The sequence below is a fragment of the Bradyrhizobium sp. CCGB12 genome, assembly GCF_024199845.1.
Classification (GTDB): Bacteria; Pseudomonadota; Alphaproteobacteria; order Rhizobiales; family Xanthobacteraceae; genus Bradyrhizobium.
On sequence record NZ_JANADO010000001.1, the window covers coordinates 2,506,233 to 2,524,402 of the forward strand.

General features: G+C 63.9%; 16 protein-coding genes and 1 pseudogene. 16 read left to right on the forward strand and 1 reads right to left on the reverse strand.

All coding sequences use genetic code 11. The features are described from left to right. Positions 1-5 precede the first annotated feature (5 nt). The 11 genes from argS to surE all read left to right on the forward strand — a co-directional run bounded on the left by argS (position 6) and on the right by surE (position 10,885). Complete coding sequence (gene argS / locus NLM27_RS12030; protein WP_254143496.1) at positions 6-1,796, forward strand: arginine--tRNA ligase; 1,791 nt, start codon at positions 6-8, stop codon at positions 1,794-1,796. 139 nt (positions 1,797-1,935) lie between these two features. After that, positions 1,936-3,513: an SPOR domain-containing protein gene (locus NLM27_RS12035; protein ID WP_254148805.1), complete on the forward strand. Its 1,578-nt coding sequence runs from the start codon at positions 1,936-1,938 to the stop codon at positions 3,511-3,513. Positions 3,514-3,559: 46 nt separating this feature from the next. Continuing rightward, positions 3,560-4,588, forward strand: a complete 1,029-nt coding sequence (nagZ, locus tag NLM27_RS12040) for a beta-N-acetylhexosaminidase (protein ID WP_254143497.1) — start codon at positions 3,560-3,562, stop codon at positions 4,586-4,588. After that, positions 4,585-5,424 (forward strand): ScpA family protein, encoded by an 840-nt coding sequence (locus tag NLM27_RS12045; RefSeq protein ID WP_254143498.1) that lies wholly within the window; start codon positions 4,585-4,587, stop codon positions 5,422-5,424. Before nagZ ends, NLM27_RS12045 begins: the two co-directional genes overlap by 4 nt. Before the next feature lie 21 nt (positions 5,425-5,445). Beyond that, positions 5,446-6,210: an SMC-Scp complex subunit ScpB gene (scpB, locus tag NLM27_RS12050; protein ID WP_254143499.1), complete on the forward strand. Its 765-nt coding sequence runs from the start codon at positions 5,446-5,448 to the stop codon at positions 6,208-6,210. Positions 6,211-6,375: 165 nt separating this feature from the next. Beyond that, positions 6,376-6,612: a twin-arginine translocase TatA/TatE family subunit gene (locus tag NLM27_RS12055; RefSeq protein ID WP_254143500.1), complete on the forward strand. Its 237-nt coding sequence runs from the start codon at positions 6,376-6,378 to the stop codon at positions 6,610-6,612. An 88-nt stretch (positions 6,613-6,700) separates the two neighbouring features. After that, a complete protein-coding gene (gene tatB / locus NLM27_RS12060; RefSeq protein WP_254143501.1) occupies positions 6,701-7,231 on the forward strand; it encodes a Sec-independent protein translocase protein TatB in 531 nt (176 codons plus the stop codon). After that, positions 7,228-8,040 carry a twin-arginine translocase subunit TatC gene (tatC, locus tag NLM27_RS12065; protein WP_254143502.1) on the forward strand — a complete coding sequence of 271 codons (813 nt, stop codon included), beginning with the start codon at positions 7,228-7,230 and terminating at the stop codon, positions 8,038-8,040. The genes tatB and tatC overlap by 4 nt, the downstream gene beginning before the upstream one ends. A gap of 203 nt (positions 8,041-8,243) precedes the next feature. Next, the gene (gene serS, locus NLM27_RS12070) at positions 8,244-9,575 is read left to right on the forward strand and encodes a serine--tRNA ligase (protein WP_254143503.1); all 1,332 of its coding nucleotides are present in this window, start codon (positions 8,244-8,246) and stop codon (positions 9,573-9,575) included. Between the two features lie 59 nt (positions 9,576-9,634). Continuing rightward, on the forward strand, positions 9,635-10,009 hold the full coding sequence (locus tag NLM27_RS12075; protein WP_254143504.1) for a hypothetical protein: 375 nt from the start codon (positions 9,635-9,637) through the stop codon (positions 10,007-10,009). A 108-nt stretch (positions 10,010-10,117) separates the two neighbouring features. Continuing rightward, on the forward strand, positions 10,118-10,885 hold the full coding sequence (surE, locus tag NLM27_RS12080; RefSeq protein WP_254143505.1) for a 5'/3'-nucleotidase SurE: 768 nt from the start codon (positions 10,118-10,120) through the stop codon (positions 10,883-10,885). Positions 10,886-10,888: 3 nt separating this feature from the next. Here the strand turns inward: surE and NLM27_RS12085 are convergent, their stop codons facing one another. Next, a complete protein-coding gene (locus NLM27_RS12085) occupies positions 10,889-11,260 on the reverse strand; it encodes a response regulator (protein WP_254143506.1) in 372 nt (123 codons plus the stop codon). A gap of 226 nt (positions 11,261-11,486) precedes the next feature. Here NLM27_RS12085 and NLM27_RS12090 point away from each other — a divergent pair, with 226 nt between their 5' ends. From NLM27_RS12090 to NLM27_RS12110, 5 genes and pseudogenes are all read left to right on the forward strand, one after another. Then, positions 11,487-12,137 carry a protein-L-isoaspartate(D-aspartate) O-methyltransferase gene (locus tag NLM27_RS12090; RefSeq protein WP_254143507.1) on the forward strand — a complete coding sequence of 217 codons (651 nt, stop codon included), beginning with the start codon at positions 11,487-11,489 and terminating at the stop codon, positions 12,135-12,137. A 109-nt stretch (positions 12,138-12,246) separates the two neighbouring features. Continuing rightward, on the forward strand, positions 12,247-13,635 hold the full coding sequence (locus tag NLM27_RS12095) for a LysM peptidoglycan-binding domain-containing M23 family metallopeptidase (RefSeq protein ID WP_254143508.1): 1,389 nt from the start codon (positions 12,247-12,249) through the stop codon (positions 13,633-13,635). 409 nt (positions 13,636-14,044) lie between these two features. Next, entirely contained in the window at positions 14,045-15,052 is a 1,008-nt protein-coding gene (locus NLM27_RS12100) for a formylglycine-generating enzyme family protein (RefSeq protein WP_375142246.1), read from the forward strand. Between the two features lie 118 nt (positions 15,053-15,170). After that, positions 15,171-16,845 (forward strand): annotated as a pseudogene (locus NLM27_RS12105) (arylsulfatase). Positions 16,846-17,083: 238 nt separating this feature from the next. Continuing rightward, positions 17,084-18,061: an HAD family phosphatase gene (locus tag NLM27_RS12110; RefSeq protein ID WP_254148807.1), complete on the forward strand. Its 978-nt coding sequence runs from the start codon at positions 17,084-17,086 to the stop codon at positions 18,059-18,061. Positions 18,062-18,170 lie beyond the last annotated feature (109 nt).

Below are 18,170 nucleotides of genomic sequence, written 5' to 3' on the forward strand. Positions count from 1 at the left end.
CGGCCATGCCCCAGACATCCTCATCCCTGCATTTGTTCGCCGACGTGCTCGCGCGCGTGCACGCCGCCTGCCGTACGCTGGCCGTGGAAGCCAACTGGCCTGAGGGCATCGATTTCTCGCGCGTGGTGGTCGAGCCGCCGCGTGACGCCTCGCATGGCGACATGGCAACCAACGCCGCCATGGTGCTCGCGAAAGAGGCGAAGTCAAAGCCGCGCGATCTCGCCGAACAGATCGCCGAGCGGCTGCGCGCTGACGCGCTGATCGCCAAGGTGGATGTCGCCGGGCCCGGGTTCATCAATTTGACGCTGAAGCCGGCCGCCTGGGCCGAGGCGCTGCGGACAGTGCTGCGCGAGGGCGCCGATTACGGCCGTGTCCAAGGCGGGTCGAAGGTCAATGTCGAATACGTCTCGGCCAATCCAACCGGGCCGATGCATGTCGGCCATTGCCGCGGCGCCGTGTTCGGCGACGCGCTGGCGAGCCTGCTCCAGTTCGGTGGCCACGACGTCACGCGCGAATATTACATCAACGACGCCGGCGCCCAGGTCGACGTGCTCGCACGCTCCGCGTTCCTGCGGTACCGCGAGGCGCTGGGACAGGACATCGGCGCGATCCCGGAAGGGCTCTATCCCGGCGACTACCTCAAGCCCGTCGGCGCAGCGCTGGCGAAGGAGCACGGCGACAAGCTCCTCGCAATGAGCGAGGCCGAGTGGCTGCCGACGGTGCGCGCCAAGGCGATCGCGATGATGATGGACGAGATCAAGGACGATCTCGCCGCCCTCAATATCCGCCACGACGTGTTCTTCTCCGAGCGCTCACTGATCGAGACCGGCAACAACAAGGTTGCCGAGACAATCGACTTCCTGCGGGCCAAGGGTGACATCTACGAAGGGCGCCTGCCGCCGCCGAAGGGCGCGCCGGTGGAGGATTGGGAAGACCGCGAGCAGCTGCTGTTCAAGGCGACGGCCTACGGCGACGACGTCGATCGTCCGCTGATCAAATCTGACAATTCCTACACCTACTTCGCCTCTGACATCGCCTACCACAAGAACAAGTTCGACCGTGGTTTTGCGGAGATGATCGACGTCTGGGGCGCCGACCATGGCGGCTACATCAAGCGCATGCAGGCGGCGGTGAAGGCGACGACGTCAGGCAGGGGCGCGCTCGACGTCAAGATCGTGCAGCTGGTGAAGCTGCTGCGCAATGGCGAGCCGGTGAAAATGTCCAAGCGGAGCGGGGACTTCGTCACCTTGCGTGAGGTGGTGGATGAGGTCGGCCAGGACGCCGTCCGCTTCATGATGCTCTACCGCAAGAACGACGCGGTGCTCGATTTCGACCTCGCCAAGGTCATGGAGCAGTCGCGCGACAACCCGGTGTTCTACGTTCAGTATGGTCACGCCCGCGGCCACTCGATCTTCCGCAATGCGCGGGCCGAGGTGTTCCCGGAACTGCCTGAGGATACCGCCAAGCGGATCGCCTGGCTCAGCGAGTCGGCGGTGGAACGGTTGTCCGATCCGGTCGAACTCGATCTTCTCAAGCGCCTCGCAATTTATCCGCGCATGCTGGAAGCTGCCGCTGCGGCCCACGAGCCGCATCGAATTGCCTTTTATCTCTATGATTTAGCCAGCGAATTTCATGCACTTTGGACGAAGGGGCGCGATTTGCCCTATTTACGCTTCATTATCAATAATGATGCAGATCTAACGAAGGCGCGGCTGGCCATGGTCCAGGGCGTCGTCTCTGTCCTGGCATCGGGCCTCGCCATCCTCGGCGTCCATGCCCCGGACGAGATGCGGTAGTTTGGGGCGAACTACTTAACGGGAATTCGGGGTAACCGGCAGAAGCCGGATCGCTTAGACTTGGTTGAAAGCCTTGTGGGTCGAAAGCCGTGCCTTGGTCGAGGGGCGCGCGGCTTTCCCGAAGGGACGCATCATCACGATGGCCGAACGATATCAGGACAGACAGTACCCTTCGGGCGACTATGGTCGCGGTGGCGATCAGCATGGGAAGGCGGAAAACGATCCCTTGGCCGAGCTCGCCCGTCTGATCGGACAGACCGATCCGTTTGCAGCGCAGGGACAGCCAACTGCGCGCCCGTCGGCAGCGCCGGCCCAGAGCTATCAGGAAGGCGATTATCGCCAGGACGATGATCATCAGCAGGACTACGCCGCCGAGCAGGCTCCGCCGCCGCCTGGACCGCCCTCATGGATGCGGCGTGCCAACGTGCAGCCGCAGCCGGCACCCGCGCCGGAGCCTGACTATCCCGTCTCCGTAAACCCGGTTCATCCGTTGCATCGATATTCAGCCCAGCCGACAGCGCCTGCGCCCGAGCCCGATTTTCATCAGCCGCAGGCCTATCAGGATCACGCTTATCAAGCTCAGGCTCCTCAGGCCTACCAGCAGCAAGGTCAGGCCTATCAGGAGCAGACCTACCAGGATCCGTATCAGCAGCCCGATCCGTCGCGCTACGACGATGCGCTTTATGGACGGCTCGAGGCAGGCGGGCAGGACTACCAGCGTGATCCCGCCTATCCCGACGATCCCTACGCGTATCAGAGCGACTATCCCGAGGCCGAACCCGACGAGCCGAAGAAACAGCGCGGCGGCATGATGACGGTCGCGGCCATTCTGGCTCTTGCCGTGGTCGGGACTGGCGCTGCCTTTGCCTACAAATCCTATGTGGGTTCGCCCCGCAGCGGCGAACCGCCGATCATCAAGGCCGACAACACGCCAACCAAGATCGTGCCGGCGCCGACGGACGCCTCGGCCAAGGTGCCGGATCGCATGGTGACCGGTGACGGCGCCGAGAAGATCGTGCCGCGCGAGGAGGCGCCTGTCGACGTCAACGCCAGGGCGGGCGGTCCCCGCGTGGTGTTCCCGCCGCTGAACCAGAATGCGAACCCGCCGTCGGTGGCGAGTGTATCGCCGCAGACGGTCCCGCCGCCAAGCGCGGGTCCGACCCCGAGCAACGGCACGCTGCCGAACAATTCGCCGCGTCCGATCAGGACCGTGGCCGTGAGAGGCGATCAGACCGATAGCGCGACACCGCAATCGGCCGCCGCTGCCAAGCCGCCGGTTGCTGCGCCGAAGACTGTTGCCGCGCCGCCTGCACCGATCGCGCCGCACAATCCGCCGGCCTTGGCAAATGCCAGTGCCAACCAGCCGCTGTCGCTCGCGCCGCAATCGGGATCGACGGCCGAGCCTCCGCAGCGGATGGCTGCGACCAACCCGACGCAGATCGCGCCCGCGAGCAGCGGTGGCGGCTACATCGTGCAGGTCTCCTCGCAACAGAGCGAGGACAGCGCCCACGCCTCCTATCGGGTGCTTCAGAGCAAGTATGGCAGCGTGCTTGGATCGCGTTCGCCGGTGATCAAGCGGGTCGATCTGACCGACAAGGGCAAGGGAATCGTCTACCGCGCCTTCGCTGGTCCCTATGCTTCGGCCGAGGAAGCGACACAGGCCTGCAACAGTCTGAAATCTGCTGGCCTGCCGAGCTGCTTCATCCAGAGGAATTAACGGCCGTTTCCTTGACCCCCTCGCGGGGCAGGGTTAATCGGCCGTTATGAGCACGCGGGCCTTCATTACCGGTGTATCCGGAACGGAACTGACCGCCGCCGAGCGGGCGTTTATCCGCGACCAGCGCCCATGGGGCTTCATCCTCTTCAAGCGCAATGTCGCGGCGCCGGCTCAAGTTGCTGCATTGGTTGCAGAATTGCGGGCGGTGGCGGGTGCTGCCGACGCTCCCGTCCTGATCGATCAGGAGGGTGGACGGGTGCAACGGCTGGGACCGCCGCACTGGCCGGCCTATCCGCCGGGGGCTGTGTTCGCAAATTTGTACGACACTGATTCGGCCCTTGGGCTCACGGCGGCGCACCTGAGTGCGCGCCTGATTGCCGCCGATCTCGCCGATCTCGGCATTACCGTGGATTGCCTGCCGCTGGCTGATGTGCCGGTGTCGGGCGCCGATGCCGTCATCGGGAACCGGGCCTACGGCACGGAGCCGGGCAAGGTCGCGGCGATTGCTCGCGCGGTCACCGAGGGGCTGGAGCAGGGCGGCGTGCTCCCGGTCCTCAAGCACATTCCCGGTCATGGCCGCGCCACCGCCGACACCCATTTCAAGCTGCCCGCGGTCGATACGCCCAGGGACGAGCTTGAGCGCACCGATTTCGCTGCGTTCAAGCCGCTTTCCGACCTGCCGATGGCCATGACTGCACATGTTGTGTTTAGCGCGGTCGACCCCGCCCATCCGGCGACGACATCTGCGACAATGATCGCTGAGGTGATTCGCGGCGCAATCGGGTTCCAGGGTTTGTTAATGAGTGATGACGTGTCGATGAACGCGCTGTCGGGCAATATCGCCGAACGGACTCGCGCCATCTTCGCGGCCGGTTGCGACATGGCCCTGCATTGCAACGGCAACATCGAGGAGATGCGCGACGTCGCCGGCCAGACACCAGAACTGTCGGGCAGCGCACTGGAGCGGGCGAAAGCCGCGCTCGCCGCACGCAAGCCGCCGCAGCCGTTCGACCGGGCGGCCGCGCGCGCGGAACTGGACGCATTGATCGCACGGGCAAACACGGCATCCGCATGACCGCAGAAATCCTATCGTTTGAAACCGGGCGGCCTGCAGAGCTCGCCGAGGGTGAGCCGGCGTTGGTCGTGGACGTCGAGGGCTATGAGGGCCCGCTCGACCTGCTGCTCGCACTGGCACGGCAGCAAAAGGTCGATCTCGCCAAGATCTCGATCCTGGCGCTGGCCGACCAGTACCTCCACTTCATCGAAGCTGCGCGGAAGATTCGGCTGGAGCTTGCCGCCGACTACCTCGTCATGGCGGCCTGGCTCGCTTTCCTGAAGTCGCGTCTGCTGCTGCCGGAGCCGCCGAGTGCGGAAGGCCCGAGCGCGGAGCAGATGGCGACGGCGCTCGCCAACCGGCTGCGCCGGCTCGAGGCCATTCGCGAAGCCGCCAACCGTCTGATGAACAGGCAGCAATTGCTGCGTGACATCTTTCCGCGCGGCGAGCCCGAGCAGATCGCCGAGATCAAGCATCCGAAATACACGGCGACGCTGTATGACCTGCTCACCGCCTACGCCGCGCAGCGCCAGTCGCGCGTACTGGCGAGCGTGCATCTCGCCAAGCGCACGGTGTGGTCGCTCGCCGAGGCGCGCGCCACGCTGGAGCGCCTGGTCGGCAGCATCAGCGAACAGGACGACTGGGGCGTTCTCGACGACTTCCTGATCCAGCATGTCGCCGATCCGACGCAGCGTGCGACGGTGTTCGCCTCGAGCTTCGCTGCTGCGCTCGAACTGGTGCGCGAAGGTCAGCTCGAGCTGAACCAGAAAGAGGCGTTTGCGCCCATCTATTTCCGGAAGGGGCGTCCCAAACCGGTTCCGGACGCAGCTCCTGCGCCCGATGCGCCGGTCGGCTAAGTGCAAGAAGGAGAATCTGCCATGGCAAGCCTGGCTGAAGTGCGGGTAGAAGAGGCCGAGCCGATGGAGAACGAATCTCAGGCACGTCCCGAGGAATTGCGGCTGCTGGAAGCGCTGCTATTTGCCTCGAGTGAACCGCTGGATACCGCGACGCTGGCCAAGCGCATGCCCGAGGGCGTCGACGTCAAGGCCGCGCTCGAGCAGCTCCAGGCCGACTATGCCTTGCGCGGCGTGAACCTGGTGCGCGTCGCCAACAAGTGGACGTTCCGCACTGCCGGCGATCTCGCCTGGCTGATGACTCGCGAAAGCCACGAGACCCGCCGCCTGTCGCGTGCCGCGATCGAGGTGCTGGCAATCATCGCCTATCATCAGCCCGTGACGCGCGCCGAGATCGAGGAGATCCGTGGGGTCGTCACCTCGAAGGGCACGCTCGACGTGCTGCTCGAAACCGGCTGGATCAAGCCGCGCGGACGTCGCAAGACGCCCGGCCGCCCCCTGACCTTCGGAACCACCGAGGACTTCCTGTCGCAGTTCACCTTGGAACAGCTCGGCGACCTGCCTGGTCTCGAAGAGCTGAAGGGCACAGGCCTGTTGGATTCGCGTTTGCCGACTGGATTCAGCGTGCCGACGCCGTCCGATGACCCGGCGCTGCGTGAAGACGAGGATCCGCTGGAACCGGGAGAGGCGCTCGATCTCGCGCTGGCGCCTGCGGTCGAGCCAGAGAGTCCGGAAGAGACGCCGGAAGGCGGTAACGAAGGTGGCGGCGAGGGCGGCACCGAGGAGTGACGCCGGCCCGTTCACGGGGCCCTGCGACCGGTTAACACTAGCAAGATTACGTAGTGCCGACAGCGAATTGGCACTGCCTTGGTCCTTGTTTTTGAGACCCGCCAAGCCTAGGTTTTGGTGAAGATCGGCCGGGTCCCCGGCCATGCGCGTTTGGAGGGTTGCAGGATGGGTTCACTCAGCATTTGGCACTGGATCTTGGTGATCGCAGTGGTCCTGCTGCTGTTCGGCCGCGGCAAGATTTCGGATCTGATGGGCGACGTGGCCCAGGGCATCAAGGCGTTCAAGAAGGGCATGCAGGACGACGACAAGCCCGCTGAAAAGCCCGAGCCCGCCAAGTCCATCGAGCACAACAATGCCGCGCCGACCGCGGCACGGTCCGACGTCGGCAGCAAGGCCGTCTGAGCCAGAGAGCACGCGAGACGCGGGTAGCGGCCCCGATCCTGCGCGCGAGGGATTGGGCCGGTTGCGGCTGGCGTGAACGGAAGACCTCATGTTCGACATCGGTTGGAGTGAACTGGTCCTCATCGGGGTCGTGGCCCTGATCGCCATCGGCCCGAAGGAGCTGCCGGGCGTGCTGCGCATGGTCGGGCAGTGGATGGGCAAGGCCCGCAAGATGGCCGCCGAATTCCAGGGGCAATTCCAGGAAGCGATGCGTGAGGCCGAGATGGCCGACCTCAAGAAGAGCTTCGACGAGGTCAAGGAAGCCGCGACCGGCTTCGCCAGCAACAATCCGCTGACCTCGCTCCAGAAGGACGTCAGCGACGCGCTGCGCGTCGATGCGCTAGACAAGCCGGCCGAGACGCCTACGACGACTGCTGTCGAACCGCCGACGACTTCAAGTGAAGCGCCGACGACACCGACCACTCCGGAAGCCCCGACGCCCGCGACCTTCATGGAAGCCGAGGTGCATGCGGCCGCGAACGAGCCGCTCGCGATCACCCGCGAGGTCGAGCAGGCGCAGAGCACGGTGGCTCAGGACACCGCACCACCTGAGGCGATCAAGGACGCCAAAGCGTCATGAGCGACGCTGATATCGAGGCCAGTAAAGCCCCCTTGATGGACCATCTGATCGAGCTGCGGTCGCGGCTGATCAAGGCGCTGCTCGGCTTTGGCATTGCCTTCATCTTCTGCTTCTTCTTCGCCAAGCAGATCTACAACGTGCTGGTCTGGCCTTTCGTGTGGGTCGCAGGTCCCGAGAATTCCAAGTTCATCTACACGGCGCTGCTGGAGTATTTCATCACCCAGCTCAAGCTCGCGCTGTTTGGCGCCGGCTTCATCTCGTTCCCGATCGTCGCGACGCAGATCTACAAGTTCGTGGCGCCCGGGCTCTACAAGCACGAGAAACAGGCCTTCCTGCCGTATCTGGTCGCGACCCCGTTCTTCTTCGTGCTGGGCGCAGCGCTGGTCTATTTCGTCGTGCTGCCGATGCTGGTTCGCTTCTCGCTCGGCATGCAGCAGGCCGGCAGCGACGAGACCGCGCAGATCCAGCTCCTGCCCAAGGTCGGCGAATATCTGTCGCTGATGATGTCGCTGATCTTCGCCTTCGGCATCGCGTTCCAGCTTCCGGTGATCCTCACGCTGCTCGGGCGGATCGGCATCGTGACCTCGAAGATGCTGCGCGAGAAGCGCCGCTATTTCATCGTCATCGCCTTCGTCATCGCGGCCGTGCTGACGCCGCCTGACGTGCTGAGCCAATGCTCCCTGGCGTTTCCCTTGCTGGCGCTCTACGAGGGTTCGATCATCGCGGTGGGAATGGTTGAGAAGAAGGCGGCGGCATCGCAGGCCGCAACCAGCACCGACGTGTCGACGCCGGCCAATCCGGCGGAATAGGGCGGCGCCCCGGCCTCCGCTGTCATTCCCCGCGAAAGCGGGGAATCCAGTACGCCGCGGCCTCTCGGACCAACACCCCCGTCTCTGGAATACTGGATCGCCCGCTTTCGCGGGCGATGACAGCCGTGCTAGGGGAAGCCAGCCATTTGCAAACTTGCAAACCTCCGATTTGCAAGTTTGCAACAAGCCCCAGGACCACGGTTATGCACGACATCAAATCGATCCGCGACAATCCGCAAGCCTTCGACGCCGGCCTCGCACGGCGCGGCCTGAAGCCGTTGTCGGCCGCGCTGCTCGCGATCGACGAGAAGCGGCGTGCGGCGATCCTCGCCTCGGAACAGGCGCAGGCGCGACGCAATGCGGCCTCCAAGGAGATTGGCGACGCCAAGAAGGCCAAGGACGAGGGGCGCGCCGCGAAGCTGATGGCCGAGGTCGCCGAGCTCAAGACCACGATGCCGCAGCTCGAAGCTGCCGCGAAGGCGGCCGACGAGGAATTGACGAAAGAGCTGTCCGCGATCCCGAACATTCCGTTCGACGAAGTGCCTGATGGAGTCGACGAGCATGGCAACGTGCAGCACCACGTGTTCGGCAACAAGCGCAACTACAGCTTTGCGCCAAAGCTGCATGACGATCTCGGCACCGCGCTCGGCTACATGGATTTCGAGGCGGCGGCAAAGCTCTCCGGCGCGCGCTTCGTTGTGCTGAAGAAGGGGCTGGCGCGGCTCGAACGCGCGATCGGCCAGTTCATGCTCGACCTGCACACGACCGAGCACGGCTACACCGAGATCAACCCGCCGCTGCTGGTGCGCAACGAGGTGATGTTCGGCACCGGGCAGCTGCCGAAATTCGAGGATGATCAGTTCTGGGCGATCAAGGGCGAGCTGCTCGCTGCGCCCGACCACGAGCGGCTGAAGACCGAGCGCCTCGGCCTGATCCCGACCGCAGAGGTCTCGCTCACCAACCTCGTGCGCGAATCCATTCTCGACGAGAAGCAATTGCCGATGCGGCTCACGGCGCTGACGCCGTGCTTCCGTGCCGAGGCAGGCGCCGCCGGGCGCGACACCCGCGGCATGATCCGACAGCACCAGTTCACCAAGGTCGAGTTGGTCTCGATCACCACGCCCGAGACCAGCAAGGACGAGCTGGAGCGGATGCTGTCGTGCGCCGAGCAGGTGTTGCAGAAGCTCGACCTGCATTATCGCGTGATGACGCTCTGCGCAGGGGATATGGGTTTCTCGTCGCAGAAAACCTATGACATCGAGGTCTGGATGCCCGGGCAGGGCGACGGCGGCATGTTCCGTGAGATCTCGAGCTGCTCGGTCTGCGGCGACTTCCAGGCCCGTCGCATGGATGCGCGCTCACGCGGGCCCGACGGCAAGCCGCGCTTCGTGCACACGCTGAACGGTTCCGGCACCGCGGTCGGCCGCGCGCTGATCGCGGTCATGGAGACCTATCAGCAGGAGGACGGATCGATCGCGGTCCCCGGCGTGCTGCAGCCCTATATGGGCGGGCTGAAGGCGATCGCGCGCGAGTAGGGTTGCGAAGATCGGGCGGCGGGCTATCCTGCCCGTCCGTCAACGCGGACCTTCCGTTCATGGCCTTGCACCGCGACATCTTCTGGGTCGGCCGACAATGGGCGGTGACGGGTGCGGGCATCCAGGCCGTCGATCAGCGTCTGCGCGGCGTGCTCGACATCGAAATCGCGCGGCTCTGGGACGATGATCTCGTGCAGAGCCGGCGGGCCAAGCCCGGCGTCAATGCTGCGGATTTCGACAAGGCGCTGACGGTGGCACGCGAGCGCTTTCCCAGGATACCGGTCGAGGCGCCGATGCCGGACCCGATCATTGCGCAGTTGGAGTCCCTCGGTGTGATCGACACTCCCGCCGAGAACCCGGTCGTGCCGGCGATGCAGCTGCGTGTGGAGGGCCGGCTCGCGCGCTTCCTGCCGCAATGGCGCGTCCGCCGGTAGCAGGATCAAGCCTGGGAACCCGGCCGCCGGACCCAACCGGCCAGTTTGCCTGATCGGGCATAGCCGGATAAGACGGCTCAGACCCGCTTTCTGGAATCGACCTTTCGCATGCGCATCCTCTGCACCAATGACGACGGTATCCACGCCCCCGGCCTCAAGGTCATGGAGGAGATTGCACGCGCCTTGTCCGACGACGTCTGGGTGGTGGCGCCGGAGCTCGACCAGTCCGGCGTGTCGCACTCGCTGTCGCTGAACGATCCGCTGCGCCTGCGCGAGGTCGGCCCGCGGCACTTCGCCGTGCGCGGCACGCCGACCGACTGCGTCATCATGGGCGCGCGCCACATTCTTGGTGCCAAGTCGCCGGATGTCGTGCTGTCCGGCGTCAACAAGGGCCGCAACGTCGCCGAGGACGTGGTTTATTCCGGCACCATCGCCGGCGCGCTCGAAGGCACCATCCTGGGGCTGCCGTCGTTCGCGCTGTCGCAGGAATTCAGCGTCGAGACCCGCGAGCGACTGCCATGGGATACCGCGCGCAAATTCGGCCCCGACATTCTGCGCAAGGTGATTGCCGCCGGCGTGCCGAAGGACACGGTGATCAACGTCAACTTCCCGTCCTGCGCCCCGGAAGATGTGCTGGGCATCCGCGTCACGCGCCAGGGCAAGCGCAATCTCGGCTTCCTCAGGATCGACGAGCGCAAGGACGGCCGCGGCAATCCGTATTTCTGGATCGGCTTCGAGCGCGCGGTGATGATGGACACGCCCGCCGACGGAACGGATCTTGCGGCGCTGCGCGAGCGCTACGTCTCGGTCACGCCGCTCAGGCTCGACCGCACCAATGAAGCGTTTTCAGAAGAATTGAGCGCGACGCTGAAGTAGCGCCTAGCCGCCGCGAAGCGCGGCTTCGATGGTCTTGCCGAGCGCATCGAGCTGGAACGGCTTCTGGAGTGCCGGCCGATCGCGGTACTGTTCGGGCAGGCCGGAGGAGCCGTAGCCGGTGGCGAAGATGAACGGGCAGCCCTTCTCCTTGATGACATCGGCGACCGGCGAGATGACCTTGCCGTTGACGTTGACGTCGAGAATGGCGATGTCGAACTCGGTCGCCTGGGCGAGCCGCATGGCCTCGGTGATGTCGCCTGCCTCGGCCGCGACCTTGTAGCCCAGCTCTTCGAGCATGTCCGCGACCATCATCCTGATCATCACCTCGTCCTCGACGAGGAATACAGAGCGGCCGGAAAGCCCTGTCGCGGTCATAGTTGAGTCCTTGCCCATTCCCAAAAACGTTCGCAGATAACATGAATCGACGCAATGCGCGTTTCGACGAACGGATGCCTGAAAATGGCTTTGCGGCCGGCCCCCTGCAAGCCAATTTGTGGTCAAATGCGTCGCCTGAAGGATATCATGGGTTCCTGAGCAGGAACAAGATTCTCGCGGCCGGGCTTGGTGATCGCCCGGACCCGACAAGACAACATTGGCGGCAATGACCTCCCATCAGCATCCACCGGAAAAGATGATGTTTCAGCTCACGCTGAGGCGTCGGGGCATCAGCGATCAGGCGGTGCTGCGGACCATGGAAGAGGTGCCGCGCGAGCTGTTCGTCGATGAGGCCGATCGTGAGGGCGCCTATCGCGACAGTGCGCTGCCGATTGCCTGCGGCCAGACCATCAGCCAGCCCTTCGTCGTCGCTTATATGACTGAGCAGCTCCAGCTCCAAAAGCGCCACCGGGTGCTCGAGATCGGTGCCGGCTCCGGCTATCAGGCCGCCGTGCTGTCGCGGCTCGCGGGGCAGGTGCTCACGGTCGAGCGCTATCGCAAGCTGGCCAACGCCGCACGCGCCAGACTCGAAAAGCTCGGCTGTCACAATGTCGAGGTGATGCTGGGCGATGGTCTCAACCTGGCTCCCAATATCGGCCCGTTCGACCGCGTCATCGTCACCGCCGCGATGGAGCAGATTCCGGAGAATCTGGTCGAGCGGCTCGATGTCGGGGGCATCCTGATCGCACCGGTCGGCCCGCATCAGGGCGTGCAGACGCTGATCCGCCTCAGCCGCACCGAACGGGGGATCGAGCGCAAGGAACTCGTCGAGGTCCGCTTCGTGCCGGCGCTGCCCGGCGTGGCGCGGGAGCTGTAGAATTCCGGATTGGCTGTGCTGCCAACATCTTATTGGGAGGGTTAAGCCGTTATTTACTCGGCGCGTGTTTACTTAAAAGACCAGTTCTGTTGCGTACGAGTGAGTAACCATGTCTGTCGTCGCCGAGTTGCTTTACTCGCGCCGTGTGCCGCAGGTCGCGGTGCTGGCGCTGATCTCCTTCAGTTTTGCAGGGTGCAGCGCCGACATGTCGTCGCGGCTGTCCCAGTCGAACTTCTCCAACCCCTTCGCCTCGGAATCCACCGGCTCGGTGCAGCAGGCACCGCCGCCGCAGCGTGAGCTGCCGCAATATGCGCGGCCGCAGACGCAGCCGGGCTATTACCAGTCCCAGCCCTTGCCGCCGCCAGCGGTGTCCGCGCCGCAATCCTATCCCGTCACTTCGGGTGGTGGCGTCTCCGGTGGCGGCCGCGGCGTCAGCTCCTATGCGCCCCCGGCGCAGCCGCATCTCGAGACCACGGCGACCGTGCCGCCGCCGCGCTCGGTTGCGGCCGCCCAGCCGGCCGGCGGCACCAAGATCATCGTCGGCACCAGCGACACGCTCGACGTGGTCGCCAAGCGCTATCACGTCACGCCGCAGGCGATCCTCGCCGCCAACGGTTACAAGGGCCCGCGCGCGCTCTCGCCCGGCCAGCAGCTGATTATCCCGCATCCAGCCACGGCCGCTGCGCCCGCGCCGGCGATGGCTCCCGTCGCGGCGGCGCCTGCGGCGAAGCCGGTTGCAGCCGTCGCTGCGCCGCCGAGCACCCACTTCGTCAACCGCGGCGACACGCTCGCCAGCATCGCGCGCAAGAACCACATCTCAGTGGCCGAACTGGCGCGTGCCAACAGTCTTGGCCCGTCGGCGAAACTCAAGCTCGGTACCAAGCTGACCGTGCCCGGCGCCAAGACTGCCGCCGTCGCCGCGCCAGTTGCTGCGGCTCCGGTCGCAGCCGCCCCGGTGGCAGGAACGCTCCAGCCGGTCGCAGCCGCTCCGGCGCCCGCCACCAAGATGGCCGCTGCCGCCGCGCCCGCGCAGAGCGCGCGTCTGGCCCAGGCCACGGCCAATGTCGAAGAAAAGCCCGCCGAAACCCAGGCGAAGGCCGCGGAGGCCACCGGCGCCCTGCCGACCTTCCGCTGGCCGGTGCGTGGCAAGGTGGTCACAACTTACGGCGCCAAGACCAACGGCAAGTCCAATGACGGCATCAACCTCGCGGTGCCCGAGGGGACGCCGATCAAGGCGGCCGAAGACGGCGTCGTCGCCTATTCCGGCAACGAGCTGAAAGGTTACGGCAATCTGGTCCTGGTTCGGCACTCCAATGGCTACGTCACCGCATATGCCCATGCGAGTGAGCTGTTGGTGAAGCGCGGCGATAGCATCAAGCGCGGTCAGGTCATTGCCAAGTCGGGTCAATCCGGGGAAGTGGCGTCGCCGCAGCTCCACTTCGAGATCCGCAAGGGATCGAGCCCGGTTGACCCGCTTCAATTCCTGAACGGGGCGTGAGGCGCATCGCTTCGACTGAGCGCGCTCCTCCCATACTCGCGCTGTCATCGTCCGCCTTGTGCACATTGCGCGCTGGGGCGGACGATCCGCATTTCAGAGACGGCAATTGCCAAGCCGCGAGGCTGACGTGAATCGTGACGTCGATTAGCACGCAGACAAACTCGGACACAAAATGTGACGAGCGCCATCAATTTCGAAAAACAATCCCGTGCAAAATCGCCGATGTCTGCCGGTGAGACGTCCTATTGCTCTGAATCTGCTTCGGTTTCGATGGTGCGGCGGACCTGCAAGGCGGCCCCGGCGACGTCGTGAATGGCCCGCCAGGAGCCTTGATCTAAATCAACCTGGAGGCATGGCGTTTCCTTTTCGTAGCGGCGCAAGCCAATGATGCACCGGTCCGGAGATCGGCATGAAGCTGGCTGATGCGAAATCGTCGCCTGATTTCGGACAATCGTACCAGCATCCAGCGGGTGAGGGGATGCTATACGTGCCGGGCGGCACGTTTCGCATGGGTTCGGATCGGCATTATCCGGAGGAAGCGCCGGTCCACCGCGTCACCGTGGATGGGTTCTGGATGGATCGCCATCCAGTGACGAACCGGCAATTCAAGGCGTTCGCCAAGGCTACCGGCCACGTCACCGTTGCCGAGATCACGCCCGATCCAAAGGACTATCCTGGAATGCTCCCGCACATGGTCTATGCGGGCTCGCTGATGTTCTCTCCGCCCGCGTATCCGGTCAGTCTCCGGGACTTTAGCCAGTGGTGGACCTTCGCCAAAGGCGTGAACTGGCGGCATCCCTACGGGCCGGGCAGCGACATCCGTGGGCTGGACAATCATCCCGTCGTGCATGTGGCCTTCAGCGATGTGCTCGCCTACGCAAAATGGGCCGGCAAGGATTTGCCGACCGAGGCGGAATGGGAATTCGCGGCGCGCGGCGGGCTGGATGGCGCCGAGTTCGCATGGGGAGATGAATTTGCGCCTGGGGGCCGTCACATGGCCAATACCTGGCAGGGCGGATTTCCAAGCCAGAACACCAGGGACGATGGATACGAACGGACATCGCCGGTCACCGCATTTCCGCCGAATGGATACGGGCTGCACGATATGATCGGCAACGTCTGGGAGTGGACGTCCGACTGGTATTCGCCTCGGCATGAAGCCGACGCTGCAAAAGCCTGCTGCATTCCAGAGAACCCGCGCGGCGGCCGCGAGGCCGATAGCTACGACCCCAGAACGACCAACGTCAAGATTCCACGCAAGGTCATCAAAGGCGGCTCGCATTTGTGCGCGCCGAACTACTGCCGGCGCTACCGGCCGGCTGCGCGGCATGCGGAGCCGGTCGATACATCCACGAGTCACCTGAGCTTTCGATGCATCAGGCGAAAAGCATCTGATGCTCAACGAAGAGGAGAGTGACGCTATGGTCGGCTTTGTACCGAGTGAAAAACCATTAGTTACCGGAAATGTGCTGCGCAAGAGGGCAGCAGGTTGGCATAAACGTTCCTGCGACGCGTTGCTCAGTGCGACGACACTGATGTCAATTTCACTGTCCGGGCCGGCCAGCACACCGGCAACCGCGCAGCCGGCCCAGAAGCCCAACATCCTCTTCATCATGGGTGACGACATCGGCCTCTACCAGCCGAGCATCTACCATCGTGGCCTGATGGTCGGCGAGACGCCCAATATCGACCGCATCGGCAATGAAGGCGCGATATTCACGCATTACTATGCCGAGCAGAGTTGCACCGCAGGCCGCAACGCCTTCTTCACCGGCATGCATCCGCTGCGCACCGGCATGATCCCGCCGCAACTGCCCGGTAGCCCCTCCTATCTGCGGCCCGGCACGCCGGCGGTCGCAAAGTTTCTGCTCGATCTCGGCTACAACACCGGCGAATTCGGCAAGAACCATCTTGGCGATCACACCGACGCGCTGCCGACCGCGCATGGCTTCCAGGAATTCTGGGGCTACCTGTATCACCTCGATGCGATGCAGGGCGTGAGCTTCCCGGACATCAACAAGACCCCCAGCCAGCAGACGGTCGCCCCGCCATGCAAGAATACGCCGATCCCCGGCATCCCGGAGGTCCCGGGCGCGGTTGATCCGAGAACGTCGGTTTGCCTGACGCCTCCGCGAAACATCCTGTCGTGCAAGTCGGACGGTTCATCGCGAACTCAGCAGTGCGTCGACCAGGGCCCGCTGACACTCGAACGATCGAAGGGGGTCGACGAGGAAATCTCGGCCAAGGTCATCGACTTCATCGATCGCAACGATCCGAAGACGACGGGCAAGCCTTTCTTCGTCTGGTACAACCCTGCGCGCATGCACATCACGACCGTGCTGAACGATAAGTACGCGGCCATGGTCGGCGAGCCCGGCGGCAAGGACTGGGGCCTCAACGAGGCCGGCATGAAGCAGATGGATGACAACATCGGCTATGTGCTCAAGAAGCTCCAGGACATGGGACAGCTCGACAACACGATCGTCGTGTTCACCACCGACAACGGCGCCGAAACCATCACCTTTCCGGACGGCGGCACCACTCCGTTCAAGGGCGGTAAGCTGAGCACCTGGGAAGGCGGAATGCGCGCGCCGGCGCTCGTTCGCTGGCCGGGGGTCATCAAGCCCGGTACCATCAAGAACGAAATGTTTGCAGCGCTCGACTGGCTGCCCACGTTTGTCAACATCGGCGGTGGCGCAAAGGGAGACGCGTTGAAGAAGCGCATCGAGGCCGGCCAATATCCCGGCATCGTGAAGACGACGCTCGATGGCGTCGATCAGACCGAATACCTTTCCGGGCGTTCGGAAACGTCGGCGCGCGATACCTTCTTCTATTATTCGGGCAAGGATCCGTCGGCGGTCCGCTACAAGAACTGGAAGATCTATTTCACGATGGTATCCGACAATCCGGCGGGATTTATTGCCGGTGCTCTTCCCTATCACTGGGCTCAGGTCGTCAATATCAAGCGCGACCCGTGAGACCTCGGTTGGTTCACAAATAAAGACGCTGATGGGCCAGGGCGGCTCCATCGGGTCGCCTTCCACAGCCTACGTTTACGACTGGAACATGCTGCCCATCGGCCAAGCGCTCTGGCTGAAGGAGCTTGAGACCTATATCGCGTATCCGCCGCTGCAGGACCCTGCGAGCTACAATCTCGAACAGGTGATACAGCAGATCAAGCAGGCCAAGACTGCCGGGCGTAGCGACTAATCGATCAGTATGAATTGGCGGGCGTCACTTTCGGCGCTCGCCAGTCCACTGCATTCAGAATCCAACTGCTTGCGAAGCGGCGTATCGGCAAGCGCGCGACGGAGGGCGGCGATAAACCAGCCTCGCACGCACTGTCAGTGTTGACCAGTAGCGAGCGCACAATCAAAGCGGATCGACAATGAAACAGCTCGTGCCATTTCCGCACCTTGACCGTCGCGAACTGCTCTCGTCTCTGGCGATGCTTCCGCTTCTGTATACCGCTCTGCGTTCCACGTCCGCCATTGCTCAAACGCAAGCTGGTCCCATGCCATCCTGGAACGACGGCGCGACCAAATCGTCAATCCTCGACTTCGTCGCGCGTGTCACAGAAAGTGGCGGGCCCTATTTCGTACCGCCCGATCAACGCATCGCGACCTTCGACAACGATGGGACGCTTTGGATCGAGCAGCCGATGTATGTGCAGCTCGCTTTTGTGCTGGATCGCGTGAAGGTTCTTGCGCCCATGCATCCGGAATGGAAGGAAAAGCAGCCCTTCGCGGCGGTGTTGAACGGCGACTTGAAGGCGCTCGCAGCCTTCGGAGAAAAGGGTGTGGCCGAGCTGGTGGCGGTGACTCACGCCGGCATGACGACGGCGGAGTTTGAGAAGATCGTCACAGACTGGCTTGCGACCGCCCGTGATGGTCGCTTCAAACGCCCCTACACCGACCTCGTGTATCAGCCTATGCTCGAATTGCTCGCTTACCTCCGCGCCAACGGCTTCAAGACCTTCATGGTGTCAGGTGGCGGCATCGAATTCATGCGGCCATGGACCGAGACGATTTATGGCGTGCCTCCCCAGCAGGTCGTCGGATCGTCAATCAAGACCCGATATGAAATGCGCGACAGCACGCCGGTCCTGTTTCGCTTGCCGGAGGTCGATTTCATCGACGACAAGGCCGGTAAGCCGATTGGGATCAACAGCCACATTGGCCGGCGTCCGATCGCCGCCTTCGGCAACTCCGACGGTGACCTCGAAATGCTGCAATGGGCGACGCTCGGGACCAGCGGCGCGCGGTTCGGTCTGATCGTCCACCATACCGATGCGGAACGCGAATATGCCTACGACCGCCAATCACATTTCGGCAAGCTCGATGTCGCTCTCGATGCCGCAGCGCTGAACAGATGGACCGTTGTGGACATGAAGAAGGATTGGAAGAGGATCTTTTCGTTTGATTAGAGGCGAGATCGTAAGGCTCGTGGCCGCGCGGATGCGGTGCGTACCGACCATCAAGCAAAATGCACGCTATTGAGCAGAGCACGCTAACTAAGTTGCAGGTTGTGGCCAA